This is a genomic window from Streptomyces sp. HSS9-12, assembly GCF_054963655.1.
The window spans coordinates 1-15,714 of record NZ_JBUEGC010000081.1 but is presented as its reverse complement, the minus strand read 5'-3'; the positions used below and the strand labels follow the sequence as shown (position 1 = coordinate 15,714).

Here is a 15,714-nt window from a genome sequence, read left to right as displayed (position 1 = left end):
GGCGGCCAATGTCGTGGAGCGGCCGGATGGTGTGAAGATAGGTGGCTGCTTCATCGCCGGGATCATCCTCGTCTCGCTGCTCTCCCGCCTCATGCGTGCCTTCGAACTGCGGGTCACCAGCGTGGCACTCGACGAGATGGCAGAGCGCTTTGTCCGCGATATGGCCCACCGTCGGATCCGGTTCATCGCGAACGAGCCCGACGCCCGGGATGCGGCCGAGTACCGCGACAAGATTCACCAGATCCGCGAGGACAACGACGTCCCGGCCGAGGACGACTTCGTCTTCGTGGAGGTCACCGTTGTCGACCCATCCGACTTCGAGAGCGAACTGCGCGTGCGCGGCGAGGTACTGCACGGCCGGTACCGCGTACTGAGTCTGGAGAGCTCCACCATCCCCAACGCCCTGGCCGCGCTGCTCCTGCACGTACGGGATCAGACCGGCCAGCGTCCGCACATCTACTTCGAGTGGACCGAAGGCAGCCCGCTGACCCAGTTCCTGCGGTTCTTCCTCTTCGGCCAGGGAGAGGTCGCACCCGTCACCCGCGAGGTGCTGCGCGAAGCCGAACCCGACCGCAGCCGCCGGCCCCACGTCCACGTCGGCTGATCTTCTCGAGGCGGTCGCCCAAACGGCGGTCCGCCCCGAACAGGTCACCCGCCAGGTGCGGGGCGCCGGAGCAGCAGCTGCACGGCGTCGCTGTTGAAGCGGCGTTTACGCAGGGTGAGCACATGGTCGACGAATCCGGCCGGCCCACCTCTCCTGCTCGGCGTTGCCCCGCGCCATCACCATGCCGCCCAGCCGTCCCGCCGGACCGCGCGGGTGACCGAACGCCGCATCCAGCACTCGCATCAGCACCGACGTCATGGTCCCAGGTCACCACAACCACGCACGCACTGCATCAGGCAGGCGTTCACCGCCGGATCCCTGCCGCGGGCGGGGGCTTCCCGCGACAGAAATCCCTTGGCTCCTGACGCCGAGTCGGATCTACTCTGATGTGCCTGGAGAAGACCATCTGGACGGGGAGGAACGGGAATGGGAGTCTTCCAGGACGATCCGCCGGCGCCGCATCCGCAGCTGTCGGAAGTGCGGCTTTATGCCCCGGGAAAACAGTCTTGGTGGAAGGCCAACCGCCACTGGGTGATGTTCATTCTCGGGGTTCTGGTGACGGCATGGTTCATGACGGGCCATGGCGGTGTCGAGCAGAAGTCGGGCCGGGAACCGGTGCCCTCTTCGACCACACGGTAAGGCTCTGACCTTCCTCCGGGAGGGCGGGGATCAGTGGTACGCGTGGACGACGGCGTGGCCGCGGCCGCGAGCGATCATCCAGCGGTTGACCGATGCGGCGGGTGTCTTGGTCACCCACCTCAATCGTTCACCCCTCGGGGGTATACCGAGGGGGTATACCAGGGGTGTCGATATTCCTCGACGGCTGCGGCAGCGCGGATCACGGCAGAGCCATCCGTACCCCGGCAGTCTCGGCTCAACGACGGTGCGTAGCCACGCGAGCCTCATCGGCAGAGCAGCCGGTAGCGTTGATTGAACGGGATGCCGGCGAGTCGCTCACTCGCCGACATGATCCGCTGCAGCCCCGGGTTCACCTCCCGCCGTCGGGGCACCGTCCCGGTCGGCGATAGCAGGCGGAGGTCGTTCAGGTGCACACCTATCTGAGTCGCACGGCCGTCGTCGTGGCCGCGATGTCCCTGGCGGTCGGCCTCACCACGTGTGGAAAAGCCCGTGAGTCCGTCGACTCGGGCAGGTCCACCCCCGCCAAGGCCAGCCTCAAGATCGGCGTTCTGCTTCCGGGGCTCAGTCGCTGGGCGTACTTCGACAAGCCGCTGCTGGAGAAGAAGATCAAAGAGCTGTGCGGCGCTTGCACAGTGATGTACGCCAACGCCATGGCGGATGCGGGCGCCCAGCGGCAACAGGCGGAGATGATGATGATCAACGGGGCCAAGGTATTGATCCTCGGCTCGGTCGACACCAAGGCGGGCCGCTCCATCGCCGAGAAGGCGAAGCACGGGCATATCCCCGTGGTCGCGTACGACCGCCTCCCCGAGGGCCCCGTCTCCGCGTACGTCAGCTTCGACAACGAGCGGGTCGGCAGGATCCAGGGCACGGCGCTCCTCGACGCCGTTCGCCGCCACAAGCCGCATGACGGCCAGATCGTGATGATGAACGGCTCGCCCAACGATCCGAACTCAGCCCAGTTCAAGAAGGGCGCACTGTCGGTCCTCACAGGCAAGGTGAAGATCGGCAAGGCGTACGACACCGACTGGAAGCCGGAGGCCGCCAACAGCAATATGTCCAGGGCCATGGCCGCCCTCGGCGCGGACAGGATCGACGGCGTGTACGCCGCCAACGACGGCCTCGCTTCGGGTGTCATCTCCGCCCTCAAGAGCGCACATGTCCGGCCGCTGCCCCCTGTCACCGGCCAGGATGCCGACCTCTCGGCTGTGCAGCGCATCATCACGGGCGAGCAGTACATGACCGTCTACAAGCCCTACAAGCCCGAGGCCGAAGCCGCCGTCAGAATGGCCCTGGCGCTGGGCCGCGGTGAGAACCTGAGCCGCCTCGTCAACGGCAAGGTCAACAGCCCGACGACGAAGGACATCCCGGCCACACTGCTCGCCCCGGTTCCCCTGACCGTACGCAACATCAAGGCCACCGTCATCAAGGACGGCGCGTACACGGCCGACCAGCTCTGCCCGCCGAGGCTGAAGCCTGCCTGCGAGAAGGCCGGCCTCACCCCGTAGGCGAAGCCGAGCGGACGAGGCCGCCAAGGACGCGGACATTCATACTGCACGGCCCGGCGTCCCCCATGACCTCGCCCGCTGACTTCGGACATCCGGGGCGCGGCGGCTCGCTCGCCTTCGCCGACCCCGAGCTGGGCATCGCCTTCACCTACGTCACCAACGGCATGCAGCCCACAGTGACCTGCGACCCTCGCGCCCAATCCCTGGTGCGCGCGGTGCGCGAGTCCCTGGCCCAGCGCCTCCCCATGGCGGCGTAACCTCCGTCAGTTCGCCGCAGGCCCGCCGGACTGCGTGTCCCGGGCGGGCCGTTGCATGGTCACGGATCCCGGTGAAATCGGGGGCAGTTGCTGCCCTCTCGAGCTCGATGCTTTGCCGACACACCTTCAGCGAGGCCCGGCCGCCCGGCTCTTCACGGACTTCTCATAATGCCTCTGAACACCTGGCGTGGCGATCACGTACTGGAGGGGGGAACCGCGCTCCTCCAGCGGCCGGCCGCTCCGGAGCGTGCACACCAAGCGATGTCCACGCCAAAGGAGAACCCCAGTTGAGCCACGCAAAAAAACGTAACACGCGCCGAATCGTCGCCCTTTCCACGGTAGGCGGCGTGGTCTGCGCCGGAGTGGTCGTCGCCGGTGCGTTCGCGGGCCAGTCCTCCCCCGAAGGACAGGGAGGCAGCACCGACGCATCGACCCTCGCCCGTACGCTGGTAAGCCGGCTCGGCACCCAACAGACCGCCGGCAGCTGGATCGGCAACGACGGCAAGGCCGTGGTAGCGGTGACCGACTCGGCTGCGGCCACGGCTGTGCGGCAGGCCGGAGCCACGCCGAAAATGGTGACCCGCAGCGGTGAACAACTCGCCGCCGCCACCGCTGTCATGAAGGCAGCACCCCGGGTCGCGGGGACCGCCTGGTCGGTGAACCCGAAGACCAACGAGGTGGTGGTGCTCGCCGACAAGACGGTGTCCGCGTCCGACTGGAACATGCTCTCCACCAAGGCGGCGTCCACCGACGGCGCGGTGCGCATGCAGCGCACCGCCGGGACGTTCACCACGAAGGCCGCGGGCGGCGACGCGATCTTCTCCGACTCGTCCCGCTGTTCGCTCGGCTTCAACGTCACCGACGGTCAGAGTGACTTCATCCTCACCGCCGGCCACTGCGGCCCGCAGGGCACCCCGTGGTCCGCCGACCAGGCAGGCACAGCCAGCCTGGGACAGACGGTCAAAAGCACCTTCCCGGGTGACGGCGACTTCTCCCTCATCCAGACCGAGGGCACCAGCGTCGACCTGCCCAGCGAGGTCACTCTCGGGAACGGCCAGACCCAGCCCATCACATCCGCCAAGGAAGCGGTGGTCGGCGAGGCCGTCACCCGCAGCGGCAGCACCACCGGCGTCAGTGAGGGGACGGTGCAGGCGCTCGACGCCACCGTCAACTACCCCGAGGGCACCGTGACCGGGCTGATTCAGACGGATGTGTGCGCCGAGCCCGGCGACAGCGGCGGCTCGTTGTTCGACGGCGACGCAGCGATCGGCCTCACCTCGGGCGGTGACGGCGACTGCACGGTCGGCGGTACGACGTTCTTCCAGCCGGTCACCACCGCTCTCGACGCTCTGGGCGTGCAGATACCCGGAGACGGTGGCTCGGCCGGCGCCAGCGCCAGCGCCACCGATTCCGCCACCGCGTCGGCACCCCCCACCGACTCCGGCGCAGCGGGGGCGAGCGACACGGCGGCCGCCACGGACCCCGCGGTCCCCAATGGCAACGGCATCGGCAATGCGAATGGTCTGGCCAAACGCGACCACTCGGGTGAAGGCGACGACGACTGACTGTCTGATCCAACGTGGCCCCGCTGTCCGATACGGCGGGGCCACTCCCATCTGCCCTATCTGCCCCGGCGGCGTCAGAGCAGGAACGAGAACAGCGGTGATCCCGGAGAGATCCGCTCGATCGTCAGCGGGCTGTCGTTCATGCGCTGCAGGAGACTGCCGAGATCGTCCGGCCGCTCCAGCTCGATGTGGACTTGCTGCGCATCGCGAAGTCCTGCGAGCATGAGCCGGAGGTGCGCCGCACCCTCACGGTCCAGGAGGGCGAGGACACGGTGGAGCACCTTCTGCTCCAGGTCGTGCCTGCCTCTTGAGTCTCCCCCTTTCGCGATGTCTCCTCTCGCAGAGGGCTCGTGAGGCGGCTCGTGAGGCACTCTTCTCCCGCTGAGGCGCTCTCCCCGTATGCCTGTCGTCGGCCGGTGCCCCCGACCGCAGGGACGGCGCCGATTGTGCGGGCCCCTACTCCCCTGAGCGTGCCGTAGCTCACCTGCAAGGGCGACGGCAGGTTTCGGTGCTCCCCCGGACCTGCGGCCCGGCGGGCAGGCAAGTGATTCCCTTCCGAGTGGTCGGCGGCGATGGCTCTGCTGACCCAGAACGGCACGCTGCAGAACACCCGGTGCTTCGTCTTCCCGGACAACGAGCCCAGCCGTCAGCGCGATCGCGTCACGGCACTCGACCTGACGTTCTGATCCGGTCGGCGGTACGGTTCCGCCCGGTGGGGCCGTACCGCTGCCCCATGACTTCCTGGAGCACGCATTGGCAACGCAACCGACGGGCCGAGGCCGCTGGATCGCGGACTGGGACCCGGAGAACGAAGCAGTCTGGCGGAACGGCGGCAAGCGAACAGCCCGCCGCAACCTCATCCCTGTCCCCGAAGATCGGGCTCGGCTTCGACGCCGGCGAGAAGTTCCTCCTCGTGATCACGCCGGCCGGGCACCGGCCTTCGGCGCCTTCCTCGGCTACTACGCCCTGCGCATGGCCGTGACCAGGGCGATCTATCTCCGGCCTGGCCGGCGTACACCGACGCTGGTCGCCGTACAGCGGGAAGGCAGTTATGTCTGAGTTCGATCCGGAACGCAGGGAAACCGCCACGCACTGCCCGTACTGCGCCCTGCAGTGCGGCACGCTGCTCAGCCGGGGCACGACCCAGCACCCGGCAGACGTGGCCGTGCGCCCTTCACCCGACTTCCCGGTCAATCAGGGCCGACTGTGCCAGAAGGGGTGGACGGCGCCCGCTCTCCTCAACGTCGCGGACCGAATACGGCTCCCCCTGCTCCGCGGGCCCGACGGCCGGATGGCGGAGGCAAGCTGGGAAAGCGCCCTGGACACCGTTGCCGGGAAGCTGCGCGAACTCCGGGCCGCTCATGGGGCGGACGCGGTGGCCGTCCTCGGCGGCGGCGGGCTCACCAATGAAAAGGCCTATCTGCTGGGGAAGTTCGCCCGGCTGGCGCTCGGCACCAGCAGCATCGACTACAACGGCCGGTTCTGCATGTCCTCGGCGGCGGCGGCCTCGATCGGAGCCTTCGGCGTGGACCGCGGGCTTCCGTTCCCCGTCACCGATCTCGGCCAGGCGGACGTGGTTCTGCTGGCGGGAGCCAATGTGGCGGAGACCATGCCGCCGCTCATGCGCCACCTGGAGCGGCCGGACCTCATCGTGGTCGACCCCCGCCGTACCCCTACCGCGCAGCGCGCGGCCCTGCATCTGCAGCCGGTCCCGGGCACGGATCTGCCGCTCGCTCTCGGCCTGCTGCACATCGCGGTCGTCGAGGGTCGTCTCGACCGTGCGTATGTGCGCACGCGCACCAGCGGTTTCGAGGCGGCCTGGGAGTCGGCGGAACGCTGGGGGCCCGACCGGGCGGCGAGTGTGACCGGGATCCCGGCCGCCGCACTGCGGCAGGCGGTGCGGATGCTTTCCGAGGCAGAGCGGGCGTACGTACTCACCGGGCGCGGAGCCGAGCAGCACAGCAACGGCACCGATACGGTCTCGGCGTTCATCAATCTCGCCCTCGCCCTGGGCCTGCCGGGCACCGAGGGCAGCGGGTACGGCTGTCTGACCGGCCAGGGCAACGGCCAGGGCGGTCGCGAGATGGGGCAGAAGGCCGACCAGCTGCCCGGCTACCGTTCGATCACCGATCCGGGGGCGCGGCGGCACATCGCCTCGGTGTGGGGCGTTCCGGCGGAGCGGCTGCCGGGGAAGGGCCGCAGCGCCTACGAACTGCTCGACGCGCTCGGCACCGACGGCGGGCCTCGGGCCCTGCTGGTCTTCGGTACGAACCCGGTTGTCTCCGCTCCGAACGCCGGCCACGTCAGCGAGCGCTTGTCCGCCTTGGACCTGCTTGTCGTGGCGGACTTCGTGCCCTCCGAGACCACCCAACTGGCGGACGTCGTCCTGCCGGTGACGCAGTGGGCCGAGGAAGAGGGCACCGTGACCGGCCTGGACGGCCGGGTCCTGCGCCGGCGCCGGCTGCTGGACCCGCCGGATCAGGCGCGCAGCGACCTGGCGGTCCTGCACGAGCTCGCGGTGCGGCTGGGTGAGCCCGCGGAGCGCTTTCCGGCCACCCCGCAGGCGGTGTTCGAGGAGCTGCGCCGGGCGTCGCGCGGCGGAGCGGCCGACTACTCGGGCATCAGCTATGAACGGCTCGACGCGGGTGAGACGCTTCACTGGCCCTGCCCGGGCGACGGGCACGCCGGCACTCCGCGGCTCTTCCTGGACGCCTTCGCCCACCCGGACGGCCGGGCCCGGTTCACCGCGGTGCACCACCGTCCGGCGGACGAGGCGGTCTCCGCAGCCCGTCCCCTGCGCGCCACGACCGGACGAGTGCTCGCGCACTACCAGTCGGGGGCGCAGACCCGCCGGGTGCCGGAGCTGGTGGAGGCCGCGCCGGAGCCCTTCGTCGAGGTCCACCCCGACACCGCGGAGCGCTACGGGCTGCAGGACGGCGCACTGGCCAAGGTCACCTCGGAGCGCGGCAGCGTGGTGGCGCGGGCCCGGCTGGTGGAGAGCCTGCGACGGGACACAGTGTTCCTCCCCTTCCACTTCGCCGGGAGCGGCAGGGCGAACCTCGTCACCAACCCCGCCCTGGACCCGCGCAGCAAAATGCCGGAGTTCAAGCTGAGCGCCGTACGGATCGAGGCCTACGAGGAGGCGACACCAGCGGCTCCGGCCACTGTCCGCGAGGACGCGGTGGTCTGCCTGTGCAACAACGTCATGCGGCGGCAGCTGGAGTCCGCGTGGCACGCGGGGGCGCGCAGCCTGGAGGAGCTGGCGTCCGTCACGCGGGCCACCACCAGCTGCGGCGGCTGCGAGCAGGACGTCCGGGACATCCAAGCCCGGCTCGACGGCTCCGCACCGGTCGAGGCGGTGACCGAACCTCTCGGCACGGTCTTCCCGGCCGCCCCGCGAACGACTCGTACCGTGGTCGTCGTCGGCCACGGGATGGTCGGGCAACGGCTGATCGCCACGCTGCGCTCGCGCGACCGGGCGGACGCCTGGCGGATCGTCGTCCTGGCGGAGGAGAACCGTCCCGCCTACGACCGGGTCTCGCTCTCGACATATCTGGCCGGGAAGAGCGCGGAGGACCTGAGCCTGTTCGGCCCGGACTTTCTCGGCGACCCGCTGGTGGATCTCCGGCTGGGCTGCCCGGCCGTCGCCATCGACGCCGGCGCCCGCACGGTGCGTACCGCGGACGGGGATGAGGTCGGCTACGACGCGCTGGTGCTGGCGACCGGCTCGCGGCCGCTTGTCCCACCGGTGCGCGGTCGCGAGGCGGGAAACTGCTTCGTCTACCGGACCATCGACGACCTGGACGCGATCCGCTCGGTGGCCGGCGAGGACCGCCCCTGCGTCGTGATCGGCGGTGGAGTGCTCGGGCTGGAGGCCGCGGACGCGCTGCGGCTGCTGGGGATGCGGCCCCACGTCGTCGAGATGGCTCCCTCTCTGATGCCCGCCCAGCTCAGCGAGGAGGAGGGCCGTGCTCTGGCCGGGCAGCTGGAGGAGCTGGGGCTGCGTCTGCACTGCGGTACGGCGCCCCAGGAGATCCACCCGGGGCCGGACGGCACCGCGCGGGCGGTCACCCTCAGCGACGGCACGGTGCTGGAGACGGACCTGGTCGTCTTCAGCGCGGGTATCCGCCCCGCGGACGAACTTGCCGCCGCCGCGGGCCTGGCGCGGGGCGAACGCGGCGGCTTCCTGGTCGACCGGCACTGCCGTACGGACGATGAGCGGATCTGGGCGGTCGGTGAGTGCGCGGCGGTGGAAGGGCACTGCTACGGACTGGTCGCCCCCGGTTACCGGATGGCCGACTCGGTGGCCCGGCAGCTACTGGGCGAGGCGGCACCGGAGTTCACAGGGGCCGACATGCCGACGCGGTTGAAGCTGCTCGGAGGTGTCGCTCCAGTGTGCTGCGGCCGCTGTCCGGCGTACTGGCCGACCGGAAGCCGCGCCCCTGGCTGGTGCCGGCGGGCTTTCTGACCGCCGCCTGTGCCGAGTTACCGAGCGCTGACCGTGTCGGCGATGAGCTGGGCGGCGTCCCCCTTGAACGCCGACTTTCCCAAGGCGATGCGCCGGCTCCGTTCCGGGCCCGGCTCCAGCAGCCGGTTGAGCGTCGACTTCAGCTCCCCCGCGTCGGCCGCGTAGGCGGACAGACCCGCCGCCGCCATCTCCCGTACGCCCTCCGTCCCATGACCCGGGATCGGACGGTAGCCGATCACGGGGAGCTCCGCGGCCAGGGCCTGTACGGCCGTCTGGCCCGCGGCGTTGTCCACCAGGGCTCTGGCGGCTGACATGAGGCCGGGCATGTCGTCCACCCAGCCCAAAGCCAGCACACCGGAAAGCCGGGTCGCCCGGCGGCGCAGGCCCCCATCCCGCCCACACAGCAGTACGGGGAGACAGCCGTGGTGCGAGAGTTCGCGGGCCGTGGCCTCCAGCCCTGGGCCGACTCCCCAGGCCCCGGACGAGACCAGGACAGGCGGACGGCCGGGGGCCCGGTCGTTGAACACGGTGCGCCAGGGCGCGCCCAGGGCGGCCGGGACCGCGCTGAACTGCGGAGCGACCACCGGTCCCGGGACATACGCGGGCCGGCCGGTGTCTTCCCGGGCTGTGTCGGCAGCCGCGTCCGAGACGCAGAGGTACATGTCGTTTCCGGAGTGCAGCCATCCTCGGTGCACGGCGAAGTCGATGACGTAGACCGCCGTGGGGACTTCGAGCACCTTGCGGGCGCGCAGGCGCCCGGTGATATGGGCTGCCAGGTGGAAGGTGGAGACGACGGCGTCGGGCCGCCAGCGGTTCACCCATTCCATGAGCCGGCGTTCGGCGAGCGCGGCCAGGGGTGAGACACCGGGCCGTCGCCCTTGCCCCGGGGCGAGGAAGGCGCCGTAAATCGCTCCGTAGACCTGGGGCACGTAGCGGATCGACGCCCGGTATCCAAGGCGCAGAGCGGGTCCGACAGCCGGTGGCAGCAGGGCGAGGACGTCGAGCACCAGCGCATGGTCGCCGCGGGCACGCAGGCGGCGCGCGAGTTCCCCTGCCGCAATGTCATGGCCGGCGCCCATGCTGGCGCTGAGGACCAGGAAACGCCGCTCCATGAGTCTCCAGGGGTGGAGGTGGTGTGCCGTAGCGTTGAATGCCGCACGGGAAATGTGGTGAATCGAGCTGTTCGGGTGGATCGGTGTGCGCGCCGGACACGTTCCCGTGCCTGGTAGCGAGGATTCTGGGAGCCCACCTTCTGAGGATCCCGGAGGATCGATGGTGATCGACAGATCCCGCCGCAGGCCGGTGTTCCGGACGGATCGGCCGGTTGCCCTCATCACGGGCGCGTCCTCGGGTATCGGCGCCGCGGTCGCCGAGCGGCTCGCCGCCGAGGGCGGCTGGCAGCTGTTGCTCAACGGACGCGACGAGACCCGGTTGTCACAGGTCGCGAGGGCCACCTCGGGAACACCTCTGTCCGCCGAGCTCACCGACCCGCATTCCCGCGAGTATCTGGCGGCGGAAGCCGTGGAGCGCGGCGGGCGGGTCGACGCACTCGTCGCCGGGGCGGGCATCGGCTGGGCCGGGCCTTTCGTCGGGATGCCGCCCGAAGACATCGACCGGGTCGTATCGGTCAACCTCTCCGCGGTGTTGCACCTCGTACGGCTCTTGCTGCCGGGAATGGTCTCCCGGGGCGAGGGGCACGTGGTGCTGGTCGGCTCCATGGCGGGATGTGTAGGGGTACGGGATGAGGCCGTGTACTCCGCGACGAAGGCGGGGCTGATGGGCTTCGCGGACAGCCTGCGCTACGAGCTCGGCTCGACGCGGGTCCGGGTGTCGATGGTCCTGCCGGGTGCCGTGGACACTCCCTTCTTCGGCACCAGAGGGGTGCCGTACCACCGGACCAGGCCGCGTCTGATCCCTGCGCGCCGCGTTGCCAATGCCGTTTGGGAAGCCCTGGCATCCGGGCGGGAAGAGGTGTTCGTACCGTCCTGGCTCGCCTTCCCCGCCCGTATGCACGGGGCCACCCCACGGCTCTTCCGCGCTTTGGCGAAACGCTTCGGATGAGGGCGGGAAGAGTGTCATCCGCAGAGCCGACGAGGCGATCGAGACCCACGGTGCCATGACATCGCTGGCGATCGTCCTCGCGCTGCTGGCCGCACTCGGCAACGCCGCTGCCTCGGTGCTGCAACGCCGCGCCGCGGCCGCCGAGGAGCCCGGCCCCTCTGCCACGCGGTTCTCCTGGCTTTTCAGCCTGCTTCGCCGGCCCGTTTGGCTGTGGGGGGCCGGCACGCTGGTTGCCTCGGGCCTCTGCCAGGCGGGCGCCCTGGCCACGGGGCCATTGGCGGTGGTGCAGCCTGTGATGACCACCGAACTGCCGTTCACTCTCGTGGTGGGCAGCGTGGTGTTCCGTCGACGACCGGATGCGCGTACCTGGGTCGCGTTCTTCGCCATGGCAGCCGGGCTGGCCGTTTTCCTGCGCCTGGCCGAGCCGTCGGGCGGCAACTCCACCGCCTCCGGGGGCACCTGGTTGCTGGTGGCGGTGCCGGTTACGGTGCTGTCCGGCGTGCTGATCGCCTTGTCGCTGCGTCTTCCGCCCGCGCCTCGGGCCGCGGTGCTCGGTACGGCGACCGCCATGGGCTTCTCGTGCACTGCCGCGCTGATGAAGGACGCGCTCGGGCAGCTGGCCGGCGGGTTCGACGCGTTCATCACCGCCTGGCAACCGTACGCAACCTTCGCTGTGGGGCTGATCACCTTCGTATTGCTGCAGGTGACGTTGCGTTCGGGACCTCTGGTGGCATCGCAGCCCGCACTCACTCTGGGGGACTCGCTCCTGAGCGTGGTGCTCGGCGCTGTGCTGTTCGAGGAGAGCATCGCCCTCGGTGCCCGGATCGGGCCGGAGATCGTGGCACTGGCCGTGCTCGTGCTGGGAAGCGTGCAGCTGGCCAGATCGCCGGTGGTTTCGGGGCGGAAGGTGGAGCAGCTGTGGTGAGCGGGGTGAGCGCCTCTGCCGTTCGCCGCGGTGTCACCGGCGCGGCCATCGCCGGTGCGGCCTGGCACATCGGACCCGCGGCCACCTGGCTGCCGCTCGTACGCCGCACGCTGAGCCCCCGGCTGGACGGGCAGGGCGATCCCGGCCATGTGGCGCTGACCTTCGACGACGGGCCCGATCCGCGCAGCACGCCGCTCTTCCTGCGGGAGCTGGACCGGCTCTCGGTGCGGGCGACGTTCTTCGTCCTCGGCAGCGAGCTGGAGCGCCACCGCGGGATCGCGCGGCAGATCGCGGATCAGGGGCACGACATCGCTGTCCACGGCTGGCACCATGAGCGGCCGTGGCGGCCCGGGCCGTGGCGCGATGTCCGCGACATCGCGCGCGCGGCGGACGCGATCCGCCAGCTCTGCGGCCGGCGGCCGCGGTGGTACCGGCCCCCGTACGGCGTTCTCACCGGAGGCCGCTGGGCGGCCGCGCGCCGAGCGGGCCTGCAGCCGGTGCTGTGGTCCGTCTGGGGGCACGACTGGGTGCCCCAGACCGATCCCGGCACCGTACTCTCCGAACTCCTGAAGGGACTGCGGGGCGGTGCGACCGTCCTCTTGCACGATTCGGCCCGGATGAGCGCCCCCGGCATCTGGCGGTCGTCTCTGGGCGCGCTTCCTGGCTTCGTGGAGGCTTGCCGCGACCGCGGCCTGACGGTGGGTCCGCTCTCCGAGCACGGTCTCGGCGACCGCCCCGGCCGGGCCTCGTTTTCCGCCTCAGACGTCCTGCGCGATCGCTGGCGGCACTAGGCCGGGCGGGCGCCCACGGGGCGGAAGACGCAGATCTGCCCCCCGGTCGGAGCGGTCGCCGGTGCGCCCGCCGCCGGCTGTCCGGACCGGCCCCGGGTACAGCGGGAAGTTCGCCGGCTCCGGTGCGTGAACGGGGAACACGCTGGTGCCGGCCAATCGCCAGGGAACAGATGATGGTGGTGTTGACCGAGGCCTCGAACCCGAACACTGACAATCGCCCGGCTGCCCGAGCGGGGCCCGCGCCGTTGCCCTACATGGCGCGCCCGGCGCAGACGTTCACCACCAGCGCCCCTCCAGCCCGGCCGGCAGTACCCCCGTGTGCACCACGCCCAGCCGCTGCGTCGCCCGCGTGAGTGCGACGTACAGGTCACTCACACCGAACTCCGCTGGCTCCACCACGATCACTGTGTCGAATTCCAGCCCCTTGCCCTGCCGTGGATCGAGCAGCACCACCGGGCTGGTCAGATCAGGGCACGGGCCGGCGGAGGCTGTCGGCAGGGCGGCCGACAGAGCTTGGTGGCGGGAGCGCGGAGCTATGACCGCGAGGCGGCCTTCCTCCGGGGTCTCGCGTGCGACGGCGTCAGCAACCGCGCGCGGTAGGTCGTTGGTGCGGTGCGCCCAGGGACGTACGCCCGTTGAGCGGACCGAGCGCGGCGGTTCGAAGGAGGAGTGCACGGACCGGATCACCTCCGCGGCGATCTCCATGATCTCTGCCGGCGTGCGGTAGTTGAGGCCGAGCCTGACGTGTTCCCAGCGATCCTCGACGTACGGCGAGAGGATCGCCTCCCACGAACCGCAGCCGCCCGGTTCCGCGGTCTGTGCCGGATCGCCGACCAGCGTCATCGAACGGGTCGGACATCGGCGCATCAGCAGCCGCCACGCCATCGCGGACAGCTCCTGTGCCTCGTCCACGATGATGTGACCGTAGGTCCAGGTGCGGTCGGCGGCGGCGCGCTCGGCGGCGCTGCGGTGGTCGATCTCCTCATGCCGGTCCGCGAGCCGTTCCGCGTCGACCAGGTCGTGCGCGGCCAGCACCTCCGAATCCTCGTCGTGGCGGTCCTCGAACTCCTGGGTGCGGGAGCCGTAGGACAGATCGAGCACTCCTTGTGCGTACGCGATCCGCTCCTGGCGCTGGGCCTCGGCGGCGGCGCGGGCTGCCGAGTCGTCCTCGCCGAGGAGTTCGGCGGCCTCGTCGAGCAGGGGAATGTCCGCGGGGGTCCAGTCGCCGCCCTCTCGGCGGATCGCGTCCGCGTCGGCGTCGGGGAGGTGGACGGGGTCGGCGAGGAAGTCGGCGACCAGCTGCTGCGGAGTAAGGGCAGGCCACAACTCCTCGATGGCGGAGTGCACTTCGGCGCTGGCCGCGATCGCCTTGCCGAGTTGGGCGATGTCATCCGGGCCGAGGAGATTCGGCCCGCCGTACGGATCCGCGCCGATGCGGTCGGCCAGCTGTGCCGTCAGCGTGTCGATGATGCGGAAGGCGAAGTACGGGCGGGCGAGGTTGTGCGGAAGTTTGGTCTGGCGCGCCTGGTAGCGGGCCTCCAGGACGATGTCCGGGTCCAGCAGCAGATCGCCGTCCTCGTGCGCGATGACGGTGGCGGGCTCGGGCAAGGACTGACGGTCCCCTACGTACGCGGCCAGGGCGTCGGCCATCGCGGCGCTGCCCTTGACCTTGGCGGCCTCGGGCGTGTCCGTACCGGTCGCGGTCACGCCAGGGAAGAGCTCGGCGGGCGTGGCGAGGAGGACTCCTGTCTCGCCGAGCGAGGGCAGCACCTCGGAGATGTAGCCGAGGAACGCCGGGTTCGGGCCGACGATCAACACGGCGCGGCGGGCCAGTTGCTCACGGTACGCGTACAGCAGATACGCGGCGCGGTGCAGCGCGACGGCGGTCTTGCCGGTGCCGGGGCCGCCTTCGACGACAAGGACGCCGCGGTGCGGAGCACGGATGATCCGGTCCTGTTCGGCCTGGATGGTCTGCACGATGTCGTGCATCCGGCCGGTGCGCGCCGCGTCCAGCGCGGCGAGCAGTACGGCGTCCGCGTCGGCGCCTTCATGCCCGGTGCGCTGGGTGTCGGTGAGGTCCAGGATCTCATCGTGCAGGGCGGTGACTTTTCGGCCCTCGGTAGTGATGTGGCGCCTGCGGCGGAGCCCCATCGGGGTGTACCCCGTGGCGAGATAGAACGGTCGCGCCACGTCCGCCCGCCAGTCGATGACCAACGGGGTACGGTCCGCGTCGTCCCGCCGGATGCCGATGCGGCCGATGTGGTAGTCACGGCTGTCGCGGAAGGCCAGGTGGCCGAAGCACAGCCCTTGCTCGCCGGCGTTGAAGGCGGCGAGCAGCCCGGACTGCTCGGCCACCAGCACATCGCGTTCCAGCCGGGTCTGGGAGGTGCTCCCGTCGAGCAGCAGGGCGTCTTGTACTGCCGCCGCGGCTTGGGTCCGCAGCTCGGCGAGGCGCTCGTAGAGCAGATCGATGAATTCCTGCTCGCGACGCATTTCCTCGTTTGACAATTGGACTCCCGCCCGGGTATTGTGAATGTTCATGCCAACGATGACCGCGTGTGGTCACTCGACGACTTCTGGGCGGCCATCAGCCTGACCGGAAGTCGACCACCACCCACGGCCCGGCACTCGGAGCGTGCCGGGCCTCCGGCTCCGCCGAGTGTCATATCGCAGTGCGCAAAGCCAGCCAGGCGGCGACGGCTTCGGCGATGGGCTGATCGGTCTCCAACTGGATGAAGCCGAATTGTCCGCCCTGGTTGCACTCGAGGAACCACCAGGTGCCGTCCTCGTCCTCGGTGAAATCGAATGCGCCGTAGGCGAGTTGGGCGGTGTACATGTAGGCGCGGACGGCCCGTGCGATGCGGGCGGGTACCTCGGCCGGCTCCCAGGGACCGCG

Annotated in this window: 10 protein-coding genes and 5 pseudogenes; 10 read left to right on the top strand and 5 right to left on the bottom strand. The window is 70.3% G+C overall.

Annotation, left to right across the window (positions count from 1 at the left end):
• Both ACY34J_RS27830 and ACY34J_RS27825 read left to right on the top strand, forming a co-directional pair.
• A pseudogene (locus ACY34J_RS27830) lies at window positions 1-604 on the top strand (amino acid transporter); the annotation flags it as partial.
• Window positions 605-1,030: 426 nt separating this feature from the next.
• Complete coding sequence (locus tag ACY34J_RS27825) at window positions 1,031-1,243, top strand: hypothetical protein (RefSeq protein WP_462729396.1); 213 nt, start codon at window positions 1,031-1,033, stop codon at window positions 1,241-1,243.
• Between the two features lie 30 nt (window positions 1,244-1,273).
• On the opposite strand, the pseudogene ACY34J_RS27820 reads toward ACY34J_RS27825, so the two are convergent.
• A pseudogene (locus ACY34J_RS27820) lies at window positions 1,274-1,366 on the bottom strand (DUF4396 domain-containing protein); the annotation flags it as partial.
• 284 nt (window positions 1,367-1,650) lie between these two features.
• Between ACY34J_RS27820 and ACY34J_RS27815 the strand changes: the two are divergent.
• The 3 genes and pseudogenes from ACY34J_RS27815 (at window position 1,651) to ACY34J_RS27805 (ending at window position 4,573) form a co-directional block, all read left to right on the top strand.
• Entirely contained in the window at window positions 1,651-2,751 is a 1,101-nt protein-coding gene (locus ACY34J_RS27815; RefSeq protein ID WP_462729397.1) for a sugar ABC transporter substrate-binding protein, read from the top strand.
• A gap of 38 nt (window positions 2,752-2,789) precedes the next feature.
• Window positions 2,790-3,008: pseudogene (locus tag ACY34J_RS27810) on the top strand (esterase); the annotation flags it as partial.
• Between the two features lie 347 nt (window positions 3,009-3,355).
• On the top strand, window positions 3,356-4,573 hold the full coding sequence (locus tag ACY34J_RS27805; RefSeq protein WP_462729398.1) for a S1 family peptidase: 1,218 nt from the start codon (window positions 3,356-3,358) through the stop codon (window positions 4,571-4,573).
• Window positions 4,574-4,647: 74 nt separating this feature from the next.
• Here the strand turns inward: ACY34J_RS27805 and ACY34J_RS27800 are convergent, their stop codons facing one another.
• Window positions 4,648-4,854: a hypothetical protein gene (locus tag ACY34J_RS27800; RefSeq protein ID WP_462729399.1), complete on the bottom strand. Its 207-nt coding sequence runs from the start codon at window positions 4,852-4,854 to the stop codon at window positions 4,648-4,650.
• Between the two features lie 770 nt (window positions 4,855-5,624).
• Between ACY34J_RS27800 and ACY34J_RS27795 the strand changes: the two are divergent.
• A pseudogene (locus ACY34J_RS27795) lies at window positions 5,625-7,721 on the top strand (molybdopterin oxidoreductase family protein); the annotation flags it as partial.
• A 57-nt stretch (window positions 7,722-7,778) separates the two neighbouring features.
• The gene (locus tag ACY34J_RS27790) at window positions 7,779-9,041 is read left to right on the top strand and encodes an FAD-dependent oxidoreductase (protein ID WP_462761987.1); all 1,263 of its coding nucleotides are present in this window, start codon (window positions 7,779-7,781) and stop codon (window positions 9,039-9,041) included.
• 17 nt (window positions 9,042-9,058) lie between these two features.
• Here the strand turns inward: ACY34J_RS27790 and ACY34J_RS27785 are convergent, their stop codons facing one another.
• Window positions 9,059-10,153 carry an MGDG synthase family glycosyltransferase gene (locus ACY34J_RS27785; RefSeq protein ID WP_462729400.1) on the bottom strand — a complete coding sequence of 365 codons (1,095 nt, stop codon included), beginning with the start codon at window positions 10,151-10,153 and terminating at the stop codon, window positions 9,059-9,061.
• Between the two features lie 160 nt (window positions 10,154-10,313).
• On the opposite strand from ACY34J_RS27785, the gene ACY34J_RS27780 reads away from it, so the two are divergent.
• The 3 genes from ACY34J_RS27780 to ACY34J_RS27770 are packed head-to-tail and all read left to right on the top strand — an operon-like array spanning window position 10,314 to window position 12,818.
• Window positions 10,314-11,102 carry an SDR family NAD(P)-dependent oxidoreductase gene (locus tag ACY34J_RS27780; RefSeq protein WP_462729401.1) on the top strand — a complete coding sequence of 263 codons (789 nt, stop codon included), beginning with the start codon at window positions 10,314-10,316 and terminating at the stop codon, window positions 11,100-11,102.
• Window positions 11,103-11,157: 55 nt separating this feature from the next.
• Window positions 11,158-12,027: a DMT family transporter gene (locus ACY34J_RS27775; protein WP_462729402.1), complete on the top strand. Its 870-nt coding sequence runs from the start codon at window positions 11,158-11,160 to the stop codon at window positions 12,025-12,027.
• Between the two features lie 5 nt (window positions 12,028-12,032).
• Window positions 12,033-12,818: a polysaccharide deacetylase family protein gene (locus ACY34J_RS27770; RefSeq protein WP_462729403.1), complete on the top strand. Its 786-nt coding sequence runs from the start codon at window positions 12,033-12,035 to the stop codon at window positions 12,816-12,818.
• A gap of 276 nt (window positions 12,819-13,094) precedes the next feature.
• On the opposite strand, the gene ACY34J_RS27765 is transcribed toward ACY34J_RS27770, so the two are convergent.
• Both ACY34J_RS27765 and ACY34J_RS27760 read right to left on the bottom strand, forming a co-directional pair.
• Window positions 13,095-15,311 carry a helicase gene (locus ACY34J_RS27765; RefSeq protein WP_462729404.1) on the bottom strand — a complete coding sequence of 739 codons (2,217 nt, stop codon included), beginning with the start codon at window positions 15,309-15,311 and terminating at the stop codon, window positions 13,095-13,097.
• Between the two features lie 169 nt (window positions 15,312-15,480).
• Window positions 15,481-15,714 (bottom strand): annotated as a pseudogene (locus tag ACY34J_RS27760) (ATP-grasp ribosomal peptide maturase); the annotation flags it as partial.

Bases quoted from the DNA above. Each gene is read 5' to 3' on its own strand.
- ACY34J_RS27825 (WP_462729396.1), top strand. From the start codon at position 1,031: ATGGGAGTCTTCCAGGACGATCCGCCGGCGCCGCATCCGCAGCTGTCG.
- ACY34J_RS27790 (WP_462761987.1), top strand. From the start codon at position 7,779: ATGCGGCGGCAGCTGGAGTCCGCGTGGCACGCGGGGGCGCGCAGCCTG.
- ACY34J_RS27785 (WP_462729400.1), bottom strand. From the start codon at position 10,153: ATGGAGCGGCGTTTCCTGGTCCTCAGCGCCAGCATGGGCGCCGGCCAT.
- ACY34J_RS27780 (WP_462729401.1), top strand. From the start codon at position 10,314: ATGGTGATCGACAGATCCCGCCGCAGGCCGGTGTTCCGGACGGATCGG.
- ACY34J_RS27775 (WP_462729402.1), top strand. From the start codon at position 11,158: ATGACATCGCTGGCGATCGTCCTCGCGCTGCTGGCCGCACTCGGCAAC.
- ACY34J_RS27765 (WP_462729404.1), bottom strand. From the start codon at position 15,311: ATGCGTCGCGAGCAGGAATTCATCGATCTGCTCTACGAGCGCCTCGCC.